15 protein-coding genes and 1 pseudogene are annotated in these 20773 nt (G+C 68.5%); 6 read left to right on the top strand and 10 right to left on the bottom strand.

The features are described 5' to 3' along the window. Positions 1-80: 80 nt before the first annotated feature. The 4 genes and pseudogenes from FV218_RS13245 to kaiC form a co-directional block, all read right to left on the bottom strand. Entirely contained in the window at positions 81-1856 is a 1776-nt protein-coding gene (locus tag FV218_RS13245) for a PAS domain-containing sensor histidine kinase (protein WP_056092946.1), read from the bottom strand. After that, positions 1846-2166: a circadian clock KaiB family protein gene (locus FV218_RS13240; protein WP_281407826.1), complete on the bottom strand. Its 321-nt coding sequence runs from the start codon at positions 2164-2166 to the stop codon at positions 1846-1848. Before FV218_RS13240 ends, FV218_RS13245 begins: the two co-directional genes overlap by 11 nt. After that, positions 2163-2507, bottom strand: coding sequence for a circadian clock KaiB family protein (locus FV218_RS13235; protein WP_147710076.1), 345 nt, complete (start codon positions 2505-2507; stop codon positions 2163-2165). The genes FV218_RS13240 and FV218_RS13235 overlap by 4 nt, the downstream gene beginning before the upstream one ends. After that, positions 2504-4248 (bottom strand): annotated as a pseudogene (gene kaiC, locus FV218_RS13230) (circadian clock protein KaiC). The gene FV218_RS13235 and the pseudogene kaiC overlap by 4 nt, the downstream one beginning before the upstream one ends. Positions 4249-4933: 685 nt before the next feature. Between kaiC and FV218_RS13220 the strand changes: the two are divergent. After that, positions 4934-7390 (top strand): PAS domain-containing protein, encoded by a 2457-nt coding sequence (locus tag FV218_RS13220; protein WP_246685111.1) that lies wholly within the window; start codon positions 4934-4936, stop codon positions 7388-7390. 100 nt (positions 7391-7490) lie between these two features. On the opposite strand, the gene FV218_RS13215 is transcribed toward FV218_RS13220, so the two are convergent. Both FV218_RS13215 and FV218_RS13210 read right to left on the bottom strand, forming a co-directional pair. Next, positions 7491-8387 carry an NmrA family NAD(P)-binding protein gene (locus FV218_RS13215; RefSeq protein ID WP_187273051.1) on the bottom strand — a complete coding sequence of 299 codons (897 nt, stop codon included), beginning with the start codon at positions 8385-8387 and terminating at the stop codon, positions 7491-7493. Positions 8388-8574: 187 nt separating this feature from the next. Beyond that, on the bottom strand, positions 8575-9375 hold the full coding sequence (locus FV218_RS13210; protein ID WP_147710073.1) for a pentapeptide repeat-containing protein: 801 nt from the start codon (positions 9373-9375) through the stop codon (positions 8575-8577). A gap of 442 nt (positions 9376-9817) precedes the next feature. On the opposite strand from FV218_RS13210, the gene FV218_RS13205 reads away from it, so the two are divergent. After that, entirely contained in the window at positions 9818-10954 is a 1137-nt protein-coding gene (locus FV218_RS13205) for a metallophosphoesterase (protein WP_147710072.1), read from the top strand. Between the two features lie 34 nt (positions 10955-10988). On the opposite strand, the gene FV218_RS13200 is transcribed toward FV218_RS13205, so the two are convergent. After that, positions 10989-11864: an AraC family transcriptional regulator gene (locus tag FV218_RS13200; protein WP_147710071.1), complete on the bottom strand. Its 876-nt coding sequence runs from the start codon at positions 11862-11864 to the stop codon at positions 10989-10991. Positions 11865-12049: 185 nt separating this feature from the next. Here FV218_RS13200 and FV218_RS13195 point away from each other — a divergent pair, with 185 nt between their 5' ends. Next, a complete protein-coding gene (locus FV218_RS13195; protein WP_056092975.1) occupies positions 12050-12613 on the top strand; it encodes a DUF308 domain-containing protein in 564 nt (187 codons plus the stop codon). 217 nt (positions 12614-12830) lie between these two features. Beyond that, entirely contained in the window at positions 12831-13301 is a 471-nt protein-coding gene (locus FV218_RS13190) for a regulator (protein WP_147710070.1), read from the top strand. Positions 13302-13413: 112 nt separating this feature from the next. On the opposite strand, the gene FV218_RS13185 is transcribed toward FV218_RS13190, so the two are convergent. After that, positions 13414-14391 carry an HWE histidine kinase domain-containing protein gene (locus FV218_RS13185; protein WP_147710069.1) on the bottom strand — a complete coding sequence of 326 codons (978 nt, stop codon included), beginning with the start codon at positions 14389-14391 and terminating at the stop codon, positions 13414-13416. Positions 14392-14587: 196 nt separating this feature from the next. On the opposite strand from FV218_RS13185, the gene FV218_RS13180 reads away from it, so the two are divergent. Together FV218_RS13180 and FV218_RS13175 are read left to right on the top strand one after the other, a co-directional pair. Continuing rightward, the gene (locus tag FV218_RS13180) at positions 14588-14962 is read left to right on the top strand and encodes a response regulator (RefSeq protein WP_147710082.1); all 375 of its coding nucleotides are present in this window, start codon (positions 14588-14590) and stop codon (positions 14960-14962) included. 207 nt (positions 14963-15169) lie between these two features. Continuing rightward, on the top strand, positions 15170-18547 hold the full coding sequence (locus FV218_RS13175; protein ID WP_246685110.1) for a PAS domain-containing protein: 3378 nt from the start codon (positions 15170-15172) through the stop codon (positions 18545-18547). A gap of 895 nt (positions 18548-19442) precedes the next feature. Here the strand turns inward: FV218_RS13175 and FV218_RS13170 are convergent. Both FV218_RS13170 and FV218_RS22790 read right to left on the bottom strand, forming a co-directional pair. Next, entirely contained in the window at positions 19443-20234 is a 792-nt protein-coding gene (locus FV218_RS13170) for a restriction endonuclease (protein WP_147710067.1), read from the bottom strand. Between the two features lie 191 nt (positions 20235-20425). Next, positions 20426-20638, bottom strand: coding sequence for a hypothetical protein (locus FV218_RS22790; protein WP_187273050.1), 213 nt, complete (start codon positions 20636-20638; stop codon positions 20426-20428). Positions 20639-20773 lie beyond the last annotated feature (135 nt).

Below are 20773 nucleotides of genomic sequence, written 5' to 3'. Positions count from 1 at the left end.
TCGGCCTGGGGATGGCGGTGCGTGGTGCCGTCGCGGCCCGATCCGGGGACGATGCGGCGACGCCGGGCCCGTCGCCTCAGCTACGCCGGGGGCGTTCCGCCCGCTCCGCCGGGGCGTTCGCCGACCACCTTGCGCAGCACCCGCGACAGCTCCTCGACGGCGTAGGGCTTGCGCAGCAGGTCGAAGCCGTGCCGCCCGTCCTCGGCGAGGACGTGGCTGTATCCGCTGGTGAGGATCACCGGCAGGTGCCGCCAGCGTCCGCGGATGAGGCGTCCGAGCTCGACCCCGTTCATGCCCGGCATGACCACGTCCGTGAACACCACGTCGAAGCGTCCCGCGCCGGCGTCCAGGATCGCGACGGCCTCCTCGGCGCTCGCGGCCCAGGTGGTCTCGTAGCCGAGGTCCCGCAGGAGCTGGGTCGAGAAGGCCCCGACCTCGGCGTTGTCCTCGACGACGAGCACGCGCCGGCCGCCGCCCGCGTCGGAGGCCATGCTGACCGGGGCCCGTTCGCCGGCCTCCGCCTCGGGGGCGTCGCGGGTCACGTGCGGCAGGTACAGGGTGAAGGTGGTGCCGTGGCCGACGACGCTCGCCACGTCGACGTTCCCGCCCGACTGCTTGGCGAAGCCGAACACCTGGGACAGGCCGAGGCCCGTGCCCTTGCCGACGGCCTTGGTGGTGAAGAACGGCTCGAAGATGCGGCCGATGCGGTCCGGGGGGATGCCGCAGCCCGTGTCGGAGACGGAGACGGCGACGAATGACCCCGGATCGGCGCGGTGGGTCCGGATTCCGGGCATCGCGGCGCCGCAATGCACGCGCAGCCGCAGGCTGCCCTCCCCCTCCATGGCGTCGCGGGCGTTCACCGCCAGGTTCACGAGCGCGGTCTCGAACTGGCTGGTGTCGGCCTCGACGCGGCACGGCCCGTCGAATGCGACGGACTCGATCCGGATGCGGGCGCCCACGATGGTGCCGAGCATGTCGGTGATGCGGACGACCCGCTCGTTGACGTCGAACACCTCGGGCGTGAGGGATTGCCGCCGGGCGAAGGAGAGAAGCTGGCCCGTGAGCTTGGCGGCCCGGTCGACGGTGTCGGCGATGGCGTCGACGTATTTCCGGCGCCGGTCCTCGGCGAGGTCCGGGCGCCGCAGCAGGTCCGTCGACGACTTGATGATGGTCAGGAGGTTGTTGAAGTCGTGCGCGATGCCGCCGGTGAGCTGGCCGACGGCCTCCATCTTCTGGGCCTGCCGGAGGACTTCCTCGATGCGCTCGCGTTCCGCCCCCTCGGTCCGGAGGCGGTCGTTGGCGTCGGCGAGGTCGCGCAGGTGCAGGCGCTGCTCGCTCAGGTCGGTGAGCACGCCGCAGAGAAGGGGGGTGACCTCCTCGCGGTGGAGCTGGCTGAGGGACAGGTTGACCGGAAGCCCCGCCCCCGCCGCGGCCCTCAGGGTGATCTCGCCGCGCACGACGCCCTCCGAGGCGCCCGCCAGGAGGCGCATGAAGGCGGGCCGATCGTCGGGGAGGACGAACGATTGCAGGGCGAGGCCGGTGACGCGTTCCTGCGGCACGCCGAGCATCTCGGCGAGGCGGAGGTTGCAGTAGAGCACGGTGCCATCGGCGCCGAGGGTGAAGGCGCCCTCCTGGATCTGCTCGATCAGCACCCGGTAGGGCCTGTCCGCGTCCTCCAGGGTGTAGAGGTAGCGCCGGCCCTCCGGACCCTCGACCACGACCGCGTCGAAGTCGCCGCGCCGGATCGCCGCCACCGTCTCTTCCGCTTCGTGCAGCCTCAGGCGCGCGTCGCGGAGCAGCACCCGAACCTCGGATGCGCTCAGGTCGGAATCGTCCGGCAGGGGCTCAGCGCTCATCGCGTCCGGGATCGGATACGGGTTGGATCTCGAGGCCGCGGAGGACACGGGCCTCGTCCGAGAGGTCGCCGATGAGACGGCGGACGGGCAGCGGCTCCAGCCGGAGCAGGGTCGGGGCGGCCACGACCTGATGCACCTCCGCGAGGTGGGGCTGCTGGTAGATGTCGATGGTTTCCAGATCGACCCGCCCCGACAGGGAGCCGTCGCAGATGCGCCGCAGGTTCTCGATGGCCCGGCGCGAACGCGGGGTCATGCCGGCCACGAACAGGCGCAGGACGTAGCGCGGGCCCGGGGTGACGGTCGGGCTCAAGTCCCCTTGGCCTTCGGCCGGATGTCGAGGCCGACCAGGACCTTCTCGGTGTTCGACAGATCGCCGATGATCCGCTTGAGGGGCTCGGGCAGGCGACGCACGAGGGTCGGGATGGCCAGGATCTGGTCGCCCGCGGCGAGCTGCGGGTTCTTCAGCAGGTCGATGACCTCGATGTCGTAGCGCCCGGGCAGGTGCTCCTCGCAGATCCGCCTGAGGTTCGCCATCGCCGCCATGGACTTCGTGGTCTGGCCGGCCACGTACAGGCGCATGTGGTAGGGGCCGCCGTCGATCTCGTCGCCGGTGGACGGGTCCACGGCCGGGCCGCTCGTGTCCTGGCTCATTCCGCAGCGCTCCGCCGTTGGGTGATGGCCCGGCGCTCCGTCGCCAGGAGGGCCTCGCGGCTCTCGTCCTCGCCGAGCAGGACGGCCTCTTCCTCCTCCGCGACTTCGAGGCTGGCGCGCAACTCGGCCAATTGGCGCTCGATGGCCTCGCGCCGCCGGACGACCTCGCGCTTGCGCCGGTCGCTTTCCTGCGCACGCCGGAGGGTCTCGGCCTGCTCGCGCGCCTCCTGCACGACTCGTGCGGTCCCCGTGAGGACCCCCGCCGGTCCGACATAGGCGTCGACGAGCCTGACGCCGGCGGCGGACATCTGGAACTCGCGCACCTGGTTCGAGTGGCTCATGCCCCGGGCCTTGATCACGTAGAGGGTGCGCGAGCGCTCGCCGTTGGCCTCGACGTCGAGCAGCTTGATCCAGGCATCCATGAGCGACGACAGGCCGAGGTCGCCGCGCTCGTCGAAGCCCCCGTCCGTGCGCAGGCTGGTGAACACCGCCGTGATGCCGCGGCCCTTCAGCATGTCGACCATGCGCAGGAGGGTGGCCTGCAATTCGGTCGCCGGCCCCCGCAGCGCCGAGATCGGGTCGATGACGACGAGGCTCGGGTCGAACCGCTCGATGTCGCGGTGCATCCGGGCGAGGTGGGTCTCCAGGCCGTAGAGGGTCGGCCGGGCCGCCTCGAACCGCAGGAGCCCGGCCTCGACGTGCTGGGACAGGTCGAGGCCGACCGAGCGGGCGTTGCGGCAGATCTGGGCGCCGCTCTCCTCGAACACGAACGACATCGCCCGCTCGCCGCGGGCGCAGGCGGCATCGACCATGTGGGAGCTGATGGTGGTCTTGCCGGTGCCGGCGACGCCGGAGATCAGGATGCTGGACCCGCGGAAGAAGCCGCCCGGGCTCAGCATGGCGTCGAGGCCGGCGATGCCGGTCGGGACGATGTCGTCGGAGGTGCCGTAATCGAGGTCGGCCGAGGTGACGGGCAGGACGCTGATGCCGTCCGCGTCGATGAGGAAGGGATACTCGTTGGTGCCGTGGGCGGAGCCGCGGTACTTGACGACGCGCAGGCGCCGGGTGGTGATCTGGTCCTCGACCCGGTTGTCGAGCAGGATCACGCAGTCGGAGACGTATTCCTCCAGTCCCTGGCGGGTGAGGCCGCCGTCGCCGCGCTCGCCGGTGATCACCGTGGTCAGGCCGCGGTGCTTGAGCCAGCCGAACAGGCGCCGGAGCTCGGCCCGCAGGATGGCGGCGTCGCTCAGGCCGGCGAACAGCGTCTCGATGGTGTCGAGGACCACGCGCTTGGCGCCGATGGTATCGACGGCGTGGCCGAGCCGGATGAACAGGCCTTCGAGGTCGTACTCGCCGGTCTCCTCGATCTCGCTGCGCTCGACGCGGACGTAGTCGATGGCCAGTCTGCCGTCCGCCACCAGACCGTCGAGGTCGTAGCCGAGGGAGGCGACGTTGGCGGACAGGTCCTCCGCCCGCTCCTCGAAGCTCATGAACACGCCGGGCTCGCCGAACTCGGTGGCACCGTTCACCAGGAAGGTGACCGCGAACAGGGTCTTGCCGCAGCCGGCGCCGCCGCAGACCAGGGTCGGACGCCCGGTGGGAAGGCCGCCGAAGGTCACGTCGTCGAAGCCGGAGATGCCGGTGGGGGCCTTCGCCAGCGATGTCGGGATGGATGCCTCTGCCGTCACGCCTTGCGTCCCTTGCTCGTCGCCGTGTCCGGTTCGGCAGCATCGCCCATCATCTCCTCGACGCGCCGCCGCAGGGCGGTCTCGATGAAGTTGGTGAGGGTGCGGTGGTCACGGCGGGCACAATCCCGAGTCGCCGCCAGGAGGTCGGCGTCGATCCGGATGGCGAGGGGCTTTTTCAATCGCAGACCCCGCCAGCCGTCATGTATTCCGGGTAGGGGCGCGCCTTGCGGAAAGCAATACAATTCGGCGACATCCCACAATTCGGCCGGACGGCGGGGATGCGTGTACGTTGTCCGATGCAACGCGGGGGGTGACCCCTGGATTTCCATCCCTGCGGCGGCAAAGGACGCTCGGCGCGCGGGCACCTCTTCTTGTCGAGCCATGATCGACCCGCACCTCTCGACGCTGAATCGTCGTCGGACGTCCGGGACGACATCGGAAGGACTTCGGAACGATTTCGTCGGACCGTTCGCCCGCGCAGCGCCCCGGTCCGAGACCGCGTCCCCGGCGCTGGAACACACCCGGCGTCGAACCCGTTCGGGATCGCGCGTCCCACCGAAAACATCCGTTCCGCGTCCGACCCTCGGGAGGGGCAGCCTTGCGGCAGGTCACCGCGTTGCAAGTTCGGACATCGAAGGCCACACGCCCCCATGCCCCTCCGCGGACCTGTCGTTCCTGGGATCTCCGAGACGCCGGGCGTCGCCGTGCCTCCGCGCACCGCCGCCGGAGCGTGACCCGGTGAGCGACGGCCTGGCCTTCCTGGCGGGCGGCGGCGAGGCCGCCCGCATGATCCGCGGGCGCGACTGGACCGGGCACCCCCTCGGACCGCCGGAGACCTGGTCCCCGGAGTTCCGGACGGCCCTCAGCCTCGTGCTGAATTCGCCCGAGAGCATGATCCTGACCTGGGGTCCGGACCTGCACTTCTTCTTCAACGACGCCTATTTCCCGTTGCTCGGCCCGCGGCTGGCCTGGGCGATGGGCGAGCGCTTCGACGTGGTCTGGGCCGATGCCTGGGACCAGGCCAAGCCGATCATCGACGACGCCTTCGCGGGCCGCAGCCGGCGCTTCGACGACCTGCCCTGGAAGCTCGGCACCGACCGGGGCGCCGCCGACACCTGGTTCTCGTTCTCCTACTCGCGGGTGCTCGACCGCGACGGCGCCGTCGCCGGCCTGTTCATCTTCACCAACGAGACCACGGCGCGCGTCCTCGGCGACCGGGCCCTCCGGGAGAGCGAGGAGCACTTCCGCCAGACGGTCGAGCTCAACCCGCAGGTGCCGTGGACCTGCGACCCGGACGGGAACATCACCTCCTACTCCAAGCGCTGGCTCGACCTCACCGGGCAGGCGCCGGGCGAACCGGACGGCTCCGGCTGGATCGCGGCCCTGCATCCGGACGACGTGGCGGGGACCCTGACGGTGTTCGCGGCCTGCCTGCCGTCCGGCGAGCCGGTGGACGTGGACTATCGCCTGCGCATGGCGGCCACCGGCGGGTATCGCTGGATGCGCGCCCGGGCCCGGCCCCGCCGGAACGCGGGCGGGGCCATCGTGCGCTGGTACGGGGTGGTCGAGGATGTCCACGACAAGAAGCTCGCCGAAGCGCGCCTGCGCGAGGTGAACGAGACCCTGGAGCGGCGCGTCGAGGAGGTCCTCGTCCAGCGCAAGCTCTGGGCCGACGTGTTCGAGACCACCGACGCCCTCGTCGGCGCCCTCGACACCGACTTTCGGCTCCTGGCCGCCAACCGGGCCTGGGTCGAGGAGTTCGAGGCCGTGTTCGGCGTCCGGCCGCATCTGGGCGACGACATCCTCGGCCTTCTGTCCCACCGGCCCGAACTGGCCGATCCCGTACGGGCGACCTGGGGACGGGCCCTGGCCGGCGAGGAGTTCACCGTCGTCGAGGAGTTCGGCGACCCGGACCGGAAGCGGCCCTGCTACGAGCTCAAGTTCACCACCCTGCGCGATCCGGACGGGCGGCGCATCGGGGCCTTCCAGTACGCCCAGGACATCTCGGAGCGGATTCGCGCCCAGGAGCGGCTCGCGCGGGCCGAGGAGGCCCTGCACCATGCGCAGAAGATGGAGGCCGTGGGTCAGCTCACCGGGGGCGTGGCCCACGACTTCAACAACCTGCTGACCATCATCCGCTCGTCCGTCGAGTTCCTGCAGCGGCCCGACCTCGCCGACGAGCGCCGCACCCGCTACCTCGCGGCGGTCAGCGACACCGTCGACCGGGCCGCCAAGCTGACGAGCCAGCTGCTGTCCTTCGCCCGTCGGCAGGCGTTGACGCCCGTGGTGTTCGAGGTCGGCGCGCGCCTCGGCAGCGTCTCGGACATGCTGAATGCGGTGACGGGGGCCCGGATTCGCATCGTCACCGAGGTGCCGGCGCAGCCCTGCCACGTGCGGTGCGACCCGAGTCAGTTCGAGACCGCCCTGGTCAACCTGGTGGTGAACGCGCGCGACGCCATGGACGGCGAGGGCACGCTGACCCTGACGCTCGCCTGCGGGGTCGGCCTTCCCGCCATCCGTGGCCATGCCGCCGCCTCCGCGCCCTTCGTGGCCCTGTCCGTTGCGGACGGGGGCGCCGGCATCGCCCCGGACCTGCTGGCGCGGATCTTCGAACCCTTCTTCACGACGAAGGCCGTGGGCAAGGGAACCGGCCTCGGCCTCAGCCAGGTCATCGGCTTCGCCAAGCAGTCCGGCGGCGACGTCGACGTGACGAGCGCGGTGGGGCGCGGCACGCACTTCACCCTCTACCTGCCCGAGGTCGACGCACCCGGCCGGGCAGAGGCGCGGGACGGCGATGCGCCCGAGGAGCGGACCGGGGAACCCGGCCTGCGGGTTCTCGTGGTCGAGGACAACCTCGAGGTCGGGCGCTTCTGCATGCAGCTCCTGGAAGATCTCGGCCATACCACGGTCTGGGCCCACAACGCCGAGGCGGCGCTGGTCGAGATGGAGCGGGACCCGTCCCGCTTCGACGCGGTGTTCTCCGACGTGGTGATGCCGGGCATGGGCGGCGTCGAGCTCGGACGGCGCCTGCGGGCGCAGCACCCGGGGATGCCGGTGATCCTCACCACCGGATACAGCGACGTGCTGGCGCGGGACGACACCCACGGGTTCGACCTCGTTCGCAAACCCTACTCGGCCCGCCAGGTCGCACGGGCGCTGCGCGCGGGCTTGGCGCGGCAGGGGCGCCGGTCCTGACCCGGCCGATGCCGTCGTTTCGCGCCGGTGCGGTCGTTTCGGCAACGGCCGCCTTCGCTCCCCGGGTCGCCGATACGCGGGCTCAGGCGCACCGCCCCCGTCACCGCATCGCGAGCACCTCCCGCACCCCGGTCCATGGCATCCCGGGATACCGGTCGTTGTCGAGGGGGGCGAGCTTGCCGTCGCCGCTGTACATGTCCCGCATGTACTGCATGCCCTGCCACGGCGGGAAGACCTCGCCCTTTCCGGGCGCCACGAGCCGGGCGACCTTGATCATCGCTTCCAGCACCCCGATGCCGCCCACCCGGAAGGTCCTGAACGGCTTGCCCACAACGTCGCTTGCCGCCGCCGCCAGGCTGCGCGGGCTCGTCACCTCGCCGGCGATCCGCAGCCACCGCGGCGTGGTCGGGTCCATCGCCGCGGCCGCCGTGTAGGCCGCCACGTCGTCCATCGTCGTGAAGTCGACGGCCTCGTCCGCATCGCCCCAGTGGATCACCCGACGCGGACCGAACAGGATGAACGGCGCCTGCCCGGTCAGCATGTCCATGAAGGCGCCGTTGAGGATCGACGTCGCCCGGATCGGCGCCCCGTCGAGGTTTTTCGCGAATTCCCGTCGCAGGTCCATGTTGCGGTTCGACCCCGGGGGCGTCCGCGAAAAGTCCAGGGAGAAGTCCGAGGGGATGAACCGGGGCACCCCGGCCGCGACGGCGGCCTGCAGAAGCACCGACTGCGTGCCGAGGATCGTCGGACGCAGCCCGTTCAGGGCCGACACGACGCAGTCCGTGCCGACGCAGGCCGCCGTCACCTGAGACAGGTCGTCGAGGTCGATCTCGACGACGCGCACCCCGGACGTCCGCAGGGCCGAGACCCGATCGGCCGCCGTGCCGCGCCGCACGACCGCCTTCACGCCCGCACCGCGTTGCCGAAGCGCCCGCGCGATCCGCAGGCCGAGACCCCCGGTCCCGCCCGCCAGCACGACCTCGGTCGAGCCGCTCACCTCATCGCCTTCAGGATCAGCTTACGCACGACCGCCACCTCACTTCGCCCCCACCCATCGCCCGATGGCAATGGACCGGGACCGCAGGCGTTCCCGGTCGCCGCCGATCCCCGGCTCGCCGGTACGATGGAGCGCGAGGCGCTCCGCATCTGACACCCGATGGGGCGTCCATGCGGGGCGACGAGGGTCAGTCGGTCGACTGCGTGATGGCGCGGTCGACGTTCACGCGGGACGACCAGTCCTTGGCGCTGTCCTGGCCCTTGAGAGAGACGAGGCGGGCGCCGCTGACGTCGACGTTCTTGAAGTTGGCGCCCGACACGGTCGCGCCGGTGAGGTTCGCTCCGGACAGGTCCGAGCCCATCAGCACCACGTCGGTGAGGTCGGCGTCGGTGAGGTCGGCGTATTCCAGGCGCGAGCGCCCGAGGTTCGCCCCCTTCAGGTTGGCGCCCTTGAGGTTCACCGAGACGAACACGGCCCGCATCAGACCCATGGACTGGTTCTTGATGTCGGCGCCGCCCTTGAGGTCGACCAGCGTCGCCCCGGCCATGTTGGCCCCCTTGAAGTCGCCGATGGGCATGGAGCGGCTGAGGTCGGCCCCGCTGAGGTTGGCGTCGCGCGCGGTGATGCCGAACATCTTGGCGCCGACGAGCTTGGCCCCCGAGAGGTCGGCTTTGATGAACCAGGCCTGCTCCAGGTTCGCCCCGGTCAGGTCGGCGCCGCGCAGGTTGGCCTTGTTGAGGCGGGCGGTGCGCAGGTTCGCGCCCCTGAGGTTCAGGCCGGACAGGTCGAGGCCGGCGAGGGCCCTGTCGCTGAGGTCGATGGGCTTGCCGTCCGCCTCGGCGATCAGCGCCTCCACATCGCCGCGGGTCATTTCGGCCGTCGTCATCGCGGCCGAGCCCATGTCGGCGCCCAGCAGCAGATCCTGCTCGGCATGGGCCGGGGCGGCCAGAAGGACGGTGGCGAGCAGAAGGGGGGCGAGGCGGCGCATGGTGTCTCCCGATGTTTCGCCCTGGCCCGTCGAAAGCCTGTGCTTCCTCACGGTGATGCCGGACGGGTTTTGTTCAGTGGCGACGAGGGTATGGATCACCGGTCGGACCAGCTGTGACCCAGGTCACCGATGCCGGCTTGGTCGAGAGCCGCCGCGGGCCGGTGCAGGTGATCGGCCGGGCAAGCCCGACCCCGAACAAGCCCGACCCCGAACAGGATAAACCAAATCCGGTCGTCCATGCGGATTCTCGTCACCGGGCGGGCCGCGCGACCCGGATGGGCGGACACCGTCGACCACGCGTGCGGGTGTGCTCGGCGGCACCTGACGGCGCCGTGGAAGTGGATCGACGCATCCCTCGGCACGCGGTCGGTGATAGGGCCTCGGGCGATCCGGGAGCCGGATCGGCCCCGTACCGGTCGTCCACCGTCGCCGAACTGCGAGCATGTTCCACCTGATCTTCGGCCTGCCCTGCCTGTACGTCGTCACCCGGGTGCTGTGGCCGCTGCCCTGGCCGCTCGCCGTGAAGGCGATCGTCGCGATCCTCCTGCTGATCGCGTCGCAGTATCACCTGTGGAGCCGCCTCTCGTCCGGCTCGGTGTTCGCGCCCGAATTCCCGCGCGGGCTGATCGTGCTGTTCAACTGGGCCTTCGGCGCGATCGTCCTCCTGGCGGCCATGCAGCTCACCCTCGACGTCGTGGCCCTGGCCTCGAAGCTCCTGCCCGGTGGCGGCTGGGCGATTCCCACCGGGTGGCGCTACGCCGAGGCGGCCCTGGCCATGCTCCTGGCGGCGGTGGCGGTGCAGCAGGCCGTGCGGGTGCCGCCGCTCAAGGACGTCACCGTCGAGATCGCCGACCTTCCGGCCGGCTTCGACGGCTACACCCTGCTCCAACTCACGGACCTGCATCTCAGCCGCCTGTTTCCGGAGGCATGGGCGCGGGAGGTGGTGGCGCGGTCCAACGCCCTCGGCGTCGACCTCGTCGTGGTCACCGGCGACCTCATCGACGGGTCCCTGGCATCGCGGCGCGCCGACGTGGCGCCCCTGCGCGGGCTGCATGCCCCGGACGGCGTCTGGGTGATCCCCGGCAACCACGAATACTTCTTCGAATACGCGGCGTGGATGCGTCACTATGCCGGGCTCGGCATGGGCGTGCTCGAAAACCGGCATACGCTCCTGCGGCGCGGTGCCGATGCCGTGGTGCTGGCCGGCGTCACCGACCTGTCGGCGTCGCAGTCCGGCCAGCCGGTCCACGACCTCGATGCGGCCCTGGCCGGTGCGCCGCCGAACGTCCCCATCGTTCTCCTCGACCATCAGCCGAGGGATGCGGGCCGGGCGGCCGCGCGGGGCGTGGCCCTGCAGCTCTCCGGGCATACGCATGGCGGGATGATCCGGGGCCTCGACCGCCTGGTGGCACGGGCGAACAACGGGTTCGTCTCGGGCGCCTACGCGGTCGGCGGGATGACCCTCTACGTCAACAACGGCACGGGGCTGTGGCCGGGCTTCGCCCTGAGGCTGGGTCCTCCGTCCGAGCTGACGCGCATCACGCTTCGGACCAAGGGGTTTTCGCGGAACGCCCGCTGACCCGGTGTGCCCGGAGCGGGAACCTGCGGCGATCTCACGCTTCGTCGCGCGGCGAATGTCCGAACAACGCCTTGTAGGCGCGACTGAACGCGGCCTCGGACTCGTAGCCGACCCGGAGCCCGATCTCGCCGACGCGCGCGTCGCGCCGCCTCAGCATGTCGCGGGCGAGGCCGAGCCGCCATTCGTTCTGGTAGCGCAGCGGTGCCCGGCCGACGAGTTCGGTGAACCGCTCGGCGAAGCTCGAACGGGACATGCCGGCGACCTCGGCCAACGCGTCGAGGCTCCAGGGTTGCGTCGGTCTCCTGTGCATGACCTTGAGCGCCCGCGCGATGCGCGCATCGGACAGGCCGCCCAACCACCCTGACGTATGCCCGAGGTGGACCCAGGTCCGAAGCGTGCGGATGACGAGCAGATCGATGATTCGGGAGATCATCAGGGCCGCGCCGGGCTGCGCGTCGACGGTTTCGCGCATCATGAAGTGGACCATGCCGTCGAGCCATTCCGCACCCTGGGCACGCTGGATGTGGAGGCAGCGCGGCAGGGCGGAGATCATGCCCCGCAGGCTGTAGGGGTCGAAGCGGAACCGGCAGACGATGACCCGCGCGTCGCCCCCGGACGCCACGAGGCGCGATGCGCCCGGGCCGCGGGGCAGGAGCACGAGATCGCCCGTGTCGATGGAGACGGGTCCGAGGTCGCCCCCACCGACGTGGAGCGCGCCCTCGGCGACGATGAGGATATGGGCCGCCCCAGCCTCCAGATTCAGCCGCTCCGACTGCGCGACGGTCCGGGAATCGACATGGTCCCCGGTGAGGCGGATCTGCGCCAGGACGTGTGAGAGCAGATCGTCCGTTGCTGCACCGCGCGGACCATCATCCGGAAGATCGGTCAAGTTCTCCCGGGTTTCCGTCATGTCACCGGCCGATCGGGGGCTGTACTCAGACCGCCATGGAGGGGCGCATCCCCATGGGGAAACAGCCCTTTTTCGCGGGATCGGATCTCCATCCCGGCCTCTCCCCGCATGATCGACGGGTCTGCCGATCCGCCGTCACGGCGGCCCGACGGGGTCACGGCATTTCTACAGTTGAGGACAAAGAGATGACACACCACACCGACGCACGCTGGCTGAGGTTTTATTATGTCCTGCGGGCCGGGGTTGCCGCCGCCTGGGTCGCAGCCGCGTTCACCCTCGGCGAGGGCCTGCCGGCGGGCATCGCCATCCTGCTGGTCGCCTACCCGGCATGGGATGCGGCGGCCAATCTCCTCGATGCGCGGCGCAGCGGCGGCCTCAGGTCCAATCCCAGCCAGGCCGGCAATGCAGCCGTGAGCGTCGTCACCGCGGTCGCGGTCGCCGTCGCGCTCGGGCAGGGTCCCCACGCGGTCGTGGCGGTGTTCGGGGCCTGGGCCATTCTCTCCGGGCTGCTGCAACTCGCCACCGGCCTGCGTCGCTGGAAGGCCGGTGCCCAGTGGGCGATGGTCCTGAGCGGGGCGCAATCGGCCCTCGCCGGCGGCTTCTTCCTCAAACAGGCGACGGGCGCCGCGACGCCGGGGATCAGGGACATCGCGCCCTACGCCGCGTTCGGCGCCTTCTACTTTCTCGTATCGGCCGTGTGGTTGACGGTGGCGCGAGCGCGGCAGGCCCCGGTCGGCCGCACGGCCTGAACCCCGAACCTCGAGGGCACGGTCGCCTGCTCGACCACGCGCCTCCGGCGTCGTCCGACGGCACGCCGGTCGGGCCCGGGCCGGAACACCCGAGCGACCGGCCCCGGGATCGTCGATTCGCCGCCGGGCGCCTCGCCCCTACCTTACCCTCCGTGACGCGGCGGAAAGCCGTGCGCCGGCCGCAAACCGGTCGGACGTGGGAACCGGAGGAAACCAGATGCCCAACCATCTGTTCGACGAAAGCAACATCACCTGGCGGACCCTGGATTGGCTCCCGCACATCGCGTTCTTCGTCTACAAGGTCGACGAGGAGAACCGCATCGTCGACGTGGTGTTCAAGTTCGCGGCGAACCAGCGGGTGATGCTGCATCGGCACAAGAGCCCCTACGTGACCCTGGTGATGCAGGGGGAACTCAGGTTCTACCGCGAGGACGGAACCCTGAAGGAAATTCGTCCGACGGGCAGCTACGTCTCGGGCGTCGCCAACGGCGATCCGCACATGGAGGGGGGCGGCGACGAGGACGCCATCGTGTTCTTCAGCAACCGCAACATCGAGGACGCCCTCTACGAGTTCCTCGACGAGGCGGGCCACCCCGTCCAGGTCCTCGGCATCGCGGACTTCAAGGCGCAGCTCGAAGACCAGATCTCCACGGGCACCTTCGCCAAGGTCACCGCCAGGACCGCGTAGCCATCGCGGACACCGGGGGAGCCGCGGTCTCCCCGGTGTTCGCACTTACGATCGGCCGGCGTGGCCGGTCGTGCCGGGGGCATCCCCACGACCCCGCCGGGGCATGCGCCCCCTATTCCGTCGGGACCACCATCTCGAAGTGCAGTCCGCTCCCGTCGATGCTGCGCTGGAAGCGGCCGCGCAGGCTCCGTTCGATGGTCTGCCGCAGGAGGCGGGAGCCGAAGCCGGTCCCGTCGGCCTTGTCGGCCTTGGTCGGAGCCACGCCTTCCTTCCAGGTCAGCCGCATCTCGCGCCCATCGGCGCGACCCTGCAGCCTCAGGGTTCCGCCCCCCGAGAGGGCCCCGTACTTGGCCGAGTTGGTGGCGAGTTCGTGGAAGATCATGGCGTAATCGTTGACCCGGTCTGGGGGCACGGTCGCGCTTGCGTCGATCGCGATGCTGATGTTGGCTCCATCGCCGTAGGGGGACAGGATCCGTTCGGCGAGATCCTGCAGCCTGACGTCACCCTGGTCGTGCTTGTGCGAGCGCGTCGCCAGGCTCGTCGCCTCATGCAGGACGCCGAACCGCCGGGAGAGATCCTCGGCGAAGTTGGGCGTCGACTTGGCGTCCCGGGCGACGATGGCGGTGAGCGCCCGGGCCACGGTGAACATGTTCGAGACCCGGTGCTCGAGTTCCGCGGTCAGAAGGTGCTCGGCCTCCTCGGCGCGCTTGCGGTCGGTGATGTCGAGGAAGATGGCCTGCACCCATTCGCCGACCTGACCGGCGTCGCCGCCGACGCCGCGTGCCGAGATCCAGCGGGCGTCGGCCCCGTCCCCGATGCGGAAGTCGAAGCTGTAGGGTCCCGGATCGGTCGCGCTCGCATCCCAGTCGCGCATCATTCCGTGCCGATCCTCGGCGCACACCTTCTCAAAAAGTTCGTCGATGGGAACGACGGTCTTGGAGGTGCCCCAGAACTCCCGGCACAGGTCGTCGAGTTGGGCCAACCGCCGGCTCGGCGACCATGCCCACAGGGCGACGCCGCCCCGGTGGATGGTTTCGGTGAAGCTCGCGAGTGTCCACTCGTACTCGGTCGGCGTGGTATCGTCGGCCATGCATTCCCTAGGTCTATCCGGAGCCTCGGCGACGCCTGCCGCATCACCGGGCGCATCACCGGGAATGGAAACCCGCCGTCCGGGAATTTGCTCCGCGCCCGGGGCAAGTGGGATGACCGTGACGGGGCCGGACGCGCTCATTTCACAATCACGTTCGGCACCGGCAACTCATCCCCGGCTTGCCTGTTGGGACGCCATGACGATGAAGCGCTCCCCGGAAACATCGCTCGTCCTCGTCGTCGAGGACGATGATCTCGTACGGTTCTGTGCCGTCGAGATGCTCGAAGACGCCGGGTTCGGCGTGGTGGAGGCACGTCATGCCGACGAGGCCTGGTCGGTCCTGCACCGGCGGTCGGACATCGGTGTGCTTTTCACCGATGTCGACATGCCGGGCTCCATGTGCGGAGTGACCTGGGCCGAACGCGTCTACGCGGCGTGGCCGGAGATCCGTCTGATCCTGACCTCCGGGCGCCAGCGCCTCGCCGACCGGGAAGTTCCCGACCACGGCCTTTTCGTGCCCAAGCCCTACAGCGCGTCCGAGGTGGTGGCCGCGATCCAGCACGCCGCATGACGCGCACGGCATCGGGGATTTTTTCGACCCGTCATTCGACGGGTCGGGCATCCGGAAGGTCCTGACGCGACGCCCATGCCTTCCGGGATTTTGTGGAATCGTCTAGGCCGGCGGAAAGCGCGGGCGGACGGTCCGCTCGGTCGAGCCGAGGCGCGGTTGTCGCCACGCGTTCGAGATGGGGCGGCAAGGCCGGTGAAAGCGACCAGCGTGAAAAGTCCCACCCCTCCGGACCCGACATCCCGGCCGCCCTCCGAAACCGTCCGGATCGATACGGACCGCATCCTGTCGGAAATCGCGGGCGGCGACGGGCTCACCGATCCGTTCGCCGCCGCCGTGCGTGCCACCCGCATGCCGATGATCATCACGGACCCCCGGCAGCACGACAATCCGATCATCTTCGCCAACGCGGCGTTCGGGCGGCTGACGGGCTACGCCCCGGACGAGATCCTCGGGCACAACTGCCGCTTCCTCCAGGGTCCGGACACGGACCCGCGGGACGTCGCCCGCATCCGGGACGCCGTCACCGAGCAGCGCGGCATCGATCTGGCGCTCCTGAACTACCGCAAGGACGGGACCACCTTCTGGAACCAGCTGCTCCTGGCGCCGGTCCTGGATGCCCGGGGTGAGGTCGCCTACTTCTTCGCCAGCCAGTACGACGTCACCGCCGACATGGGGCAACTGACCGCCCTCAGGGGCAGGAACGATGCCCTGACCGCCGAACGGGCCGCCAGCGCCGACCGCCTGCAGTTCAGCGAGACGGTCCTGCGCCTCGCCACCGAGGCGGCGGAGATCGGGACCTGGGACCTCGACGCGGTCACCGATACCCTGATCTGGTCGCCCCGAACCCAACCGATGTTCGGCCTCTCGCCGAATGCGGCCTACGACCTGACGACCTTCGTCGAGACACTGCATCCCGAGGACCGGGCGGCGACGATGGCGGCCCTCGCCGCCATGCTCGATCCCACCCTCCGGGCGGCGTTGGACATCGAGTACCGCATCGTCGGGCGGGAGGACGGGGTCGTGCGCTGGCTCGCCTCCAAGGGGCGGGGCATTTTCGACGATCAGGGTCGATGCGTGCGCGCCGTCGGCATCGTCCGCGAGGTGACCGAACGCGCCGAGGCCGATCTGGCCCGCCGGGGGGAGGAGAAGCGACGCACGACGCTCCTCGAACTGAACGACCGGCTTCGGGACATTCAGGACCCCGACGCCCTCGCCCACACGGCCTGCGCGGCGGTCGGCACCGTCCTCGGGGTGAGCCGGGTCGGGTACGGTGTGATCGACACGGTGGCCGAGACCATCACCATCGAGCGCGACTGGAACGCCCCCGGCATCCGCAGTCTCGCGGGCGTCCTGCAGTTCCGCGATTACGGGTCGCACATCGAGGACCTCAAGCGGGGCGAGATCGCCGTGGTGTCGGATGCGTCGGTGGACCCGCGCACCCGGGCCAACGCGGACGCCCTGGAGAGCATCAGCGCCGCTGCGTTCGTCAACATGCCCCTGGTCGAGCAGGGCTCGTCCGTGGCCCTGTTCTACGCGAACCACGCGGTGCCCCGCCCCTGGGCGGAGGGCGAGATCGCGTTCATGCGCGAGGTCGCCGGCCGGGTCCGCCTGGCGACGGAGCGCCTGCGTTCGGAGCGGGCCCTGCGGACCAGCGAGGAGCAGTTCCGCATCCTCACGCAGGCCATCCCGAACCAGGTCTGGGCGGCCCGGCCCGACGGTTATCTCTACTGGTTCAACGCGCAGGCCTATGCCTATGCCGGCGCCGAACCCGGCTCCCTGGACGGCGTCGCGGAATGGAGCCGCATCGTCCATCCCGACGATCTCCCGCCGGCCGGGGAGGCCTGGGCCGAGTCCCTCGCCACCGGCGCGGTGTACGAGACCGAGTTCCGTATCCGGCGATTCGATGGCGCCTATCGCTGGTTCCTGGTCCGCGCCGAACCGGTCAGGTCCCCGGACGGCGCCATCGTCCAGTGGGTCGGCACCAACACCGACATCGACGAGCGTCGGTCCCAGGCCGCCGAGTTGGCGGCCCTGAACGCGACCCTCGAACGGCAGGTCGCCGAGCGGACCACCGACCGCAACGCCCTGTGGCAGTTGTCGACGGACATCATGCTCCGCTGCGCCTTCGACGGCCGGATCGTCGCGGTCAATCCGGCCTGGACCGCGATGCTCGGCTGGCGCGAGGGCGAACTCGTCGGCACCTCCCTGTTCGACCTGCTCCATCCCGACGACATCGAGCGGACCATCGCCGGGGCCAGGAATTCGTCGGAGGGCCAGTCCCTGGCCCGGTTCGAGAACCGCTATCGCCACCGGGATGGCAGCTACCGCTGGGTCTCGTGGTCGACGCGTCCCGACGAGACCCTGATCAACGCGGTCGGTCGGGACGTCACGGCGGAGAAGGAGCAGGCGGAAGCCCTGCTCCGGGCCGAGGAGCAACTCCGGCAATCGCAGAAGATGGAGGCGGTCGGACAATTGACCGGGGGGTTGGCCCACGACTTCAACAACCTGCTCGCCGGCATCTCGGGCAGCCTGGAGCTTCTGCAGACCCGCATGGCGCAGGGCCGGCTGACCGACCTCGACCGCTACATCAACGCCGCCCAGGGCGCCTCGAGACGGGCCGCGGCCCTCACCCACCGGCTCCTGGCCTTTTCCCGGCGCCAGACCCTCGACCCGAAGCCCACCAACGTGAACGGCCTCATCGCCGGCATGGAGGAGCTCATCCGCCGCACCGTCGGGCCGTCCGTCCACGTTGAGGTGGTCGGCGCCTCGGGGTTGTGGCCGGCGCTGGTCGACCCGCCGCAGCTCGAGAACGCCCTGCTGAACCTGTGCATCAACGCCCGCGACGCCATGCCGGATGGCGGCCGCATCACCATCGAGACCGCCAACAAGTGGCTCGACGACCGGGGCGGCAAGGAACGCGACCTGCCCCCGGGCCAGTACCTCTCCCTCTGCGTCTCCGACACCGGCACCGGCATGACGCCCGAGGTGATCGAGCGCGCCTTCGACCCGTTCTTCACGACGAAGCCCATCGGCCAGGGCACCGGGCTCGGGCTGTCGATGATCTACGGCTTCGTCCGGCAATCGGGGGGGCACGTCCGGATCTACTCGGAGATCGGAGACGGCACGACCATGTGCCTCTACCTCCCGCGCCACTACGGCGCCGCGGAGGAGGCCGACCCCATGGGCTCCCTCGGCGACGCGCCGCGGGCGGAGCAGGGGCAGACCGTGCTGATCGTCGACGACGAGCCCACCGTCCGCATGCTGGTGACCGAGGTCCTGGAGGATCTCGGCTACACCGCCATCGAGGCGGCCGACGGCCCGGCGGGCCTCAAGGTCCTGCGCTCGAACGTGCGCATCGACCTGCTGGTGACCGATGTCGGTCTCCCCGGCGGCATGAACGGGCGTCAGGTCGCCGATGCGGCGCGGGTCAGCCGGCCGGGCCTGAAGGTGCTGTTCATCACCGGCTACGCCGAGAACGCCGTGGTCGGGAACGGGCACCTCGACCCCGGCATGGCCGTCCTGACGAAGCCCTTCGTGATGGAAGCCCTGGCCTCGCGGATTCGGGAGCTCATCGCCGGCCCGTAGCCTCGACGCGGACCGGCCTGGGGGTTCGGCGACTGCCGTCCCGCCGGGGCGGATCTCCAGCGAACCCGCCTGTCCCTGGCATCCTGCCGATATCGATCCGTTTCGACGCCCAGGGCGGCTCACACGAATGGGCCGCCCCGGGGAGCGGCCCATCCGTTCGCCTGCTGGCTTCGTGCGGACTAGCGAAGCGTCATCTTGCGGACGTCGCCGGTCGTCACGCGCGGCCGCTGAGGCTTAGCCCAAAACCCCCACATCGTCAGACCAATTTTCGCAGTGTTTCCGGCGGGTGTGTAGCCCATATCTCCGCAGGGTGTTGCCCATAAGCTTGTCGTACTTCCGGGTTTGTAGCCCATAAAGGTGTCGTGCCTTTACAACGCGCTTATGGGCGACATGTCGCCCAGACAGATGTCTGCACTGCGTCCGCGAAGGCAGATGCAGTCAGGTTTGTGTATCCTTTTGATGGGGTTTGATATCTGGCAGGGGGCGTGACGCCGGCGTCACTTGCTCTGTGTCGAGGTAGTCAAAATCTGATAGGTGGAACTCAAGGTTTGGGTCCGATTGCGACCCGTTAAAGACCCTCACGATGTCCGCTTCGTGGCCCTCCAGCTTGCTGAGGGTGATGGTTGGTTCTGTTGAAAAAGTCCGTTTTGAATGATGTCAGCAGATACTGAAAAAGACCGATGGCTATGGTTCGCCTGGGCCATAGCCAAATCGCACCGAGTAGATTTGCTTCTACAGTTTGGCAAACAATCGATCGATCGCGGAGCAAAAATCCATTAATTGCATTGACCTTGGGCATATTCCGCACCGCGTCTGGTTCACAAGTATTTGATCGGCCATCTGCGAGTGTTATTTTCGCATCCGCTCCAGGATAAAAATCCAGCTAGTTATTTAATTAGTATCCCGGCTTAACTAGCGGCTCTGAAGATATAGGTAAGCGTCCAATATACCACTCGTCTATGAAAAGCTGCCGCGAATAGGTCAGGCATTCTACGCTTCCGTCAATATTCAATCCTTGCACAATTGCGGGTAGGCCTCTAAAGGCATCTATTGTCATAATAAAAGTGCGCAGACAACGTTGGGGCAATCCTCTCACGCCATAAGATCCAGTGCCTAGATCTATTCTGCTCTCAAGAAAACGGGTAGCGGAGGCTTTTGAAAGAAAGAGATAGCCCACCTGCGTTTCATCTATTTTGCCGCCGAGAGGAATACCCGTGTTTTTCCCGTCTCTCAGCTCATAGATAGCCCAAAATGGCTCGCCTATCGTCGTCTCGTCAGGAAGAGCAACGCTTCCAATTCTCTTCGCGAGAAGCTCCCCTAGCCCTGGTAAGTCATCTATAGCAAGAACGATTATACCGTTGTTCTCAGCGTATGTTCTTGCGCCATCTTGGAAACCTTCTGCTGCGATCATGATACCGCGAAGGCCAATAACATCATCAATTTTTGACTTGAAAGCGAAAACTCTATCCTTGTCGACAGGTCTCCCGTAATTTTTGCACTCTATGGCTACAGAATGAACAACGCCAGCACGATGAAAACTATAATACACATCAAACTGATGCAATTGGCCGTCACGCCCTCTAAGTTTTACATCGCGAGCCACAATCGTTCCCTCATCATTTAGGTTGAGGAGGGTATCGTATATTACCCACACTTTCTCTTCGAATTCTTTCCAATCAGCAGGCATTCATAATGTCCCCTATAATTCGATCAGTTCGCCAAAGATGCACTCAAACCAGACCGATCGTTGTCGACGTGAATGTCCGATCTTGGGCGCAGCGCTAAAGCCCGGTCCCCACCCATCGCGGATGTTCGCGGTCGGTACCTAAGGCCAGATCTCCATCAGTAGCGTTATCATTCGCGCTCTTTTAGACCCGTTTAGTCCGACTTTTTCTTGTATGGCCCTCTTTTGCGATAGGGCGCGCTCCGGACCTGTTTTGTGATCAGCGGTGTGAGGTTGCCTACGGCGACGATCAAGGCGGATAGGCCTGTTTCGCCGGTCAGCGTCCCGCGCGGGACGATGTCACCACGCGCAATCGCGTGGATCAGTTTTTCAATCGGCGTTCTGCATTTCAGAGGGGCATTCGCCACGGCAATGCTGTCCGTCGTCAGATGATTTGGGACATTCAGCGGTGTTCAGGAGCGGAGGCTCTGGTCCATCTGGGGTGAGAGGTTAGGCGGCCTGCGCGTGGTGGCGCAAGCGGCGATCCATCAGGGTCTGGCGCT

Origin of the sequence: Methylobacterium sp. WL69 (assembly GCF_008039485.1) — a bacterium.
Lineage (GTDB): Bacteria > Pseudomonadota > Alphaproteobacteria > Rhizobiales > Beijerinckiaceae > Methylobacterium.
This window is presented reverse-complemented; position numbering and strand designations above follow the sequence as displayed.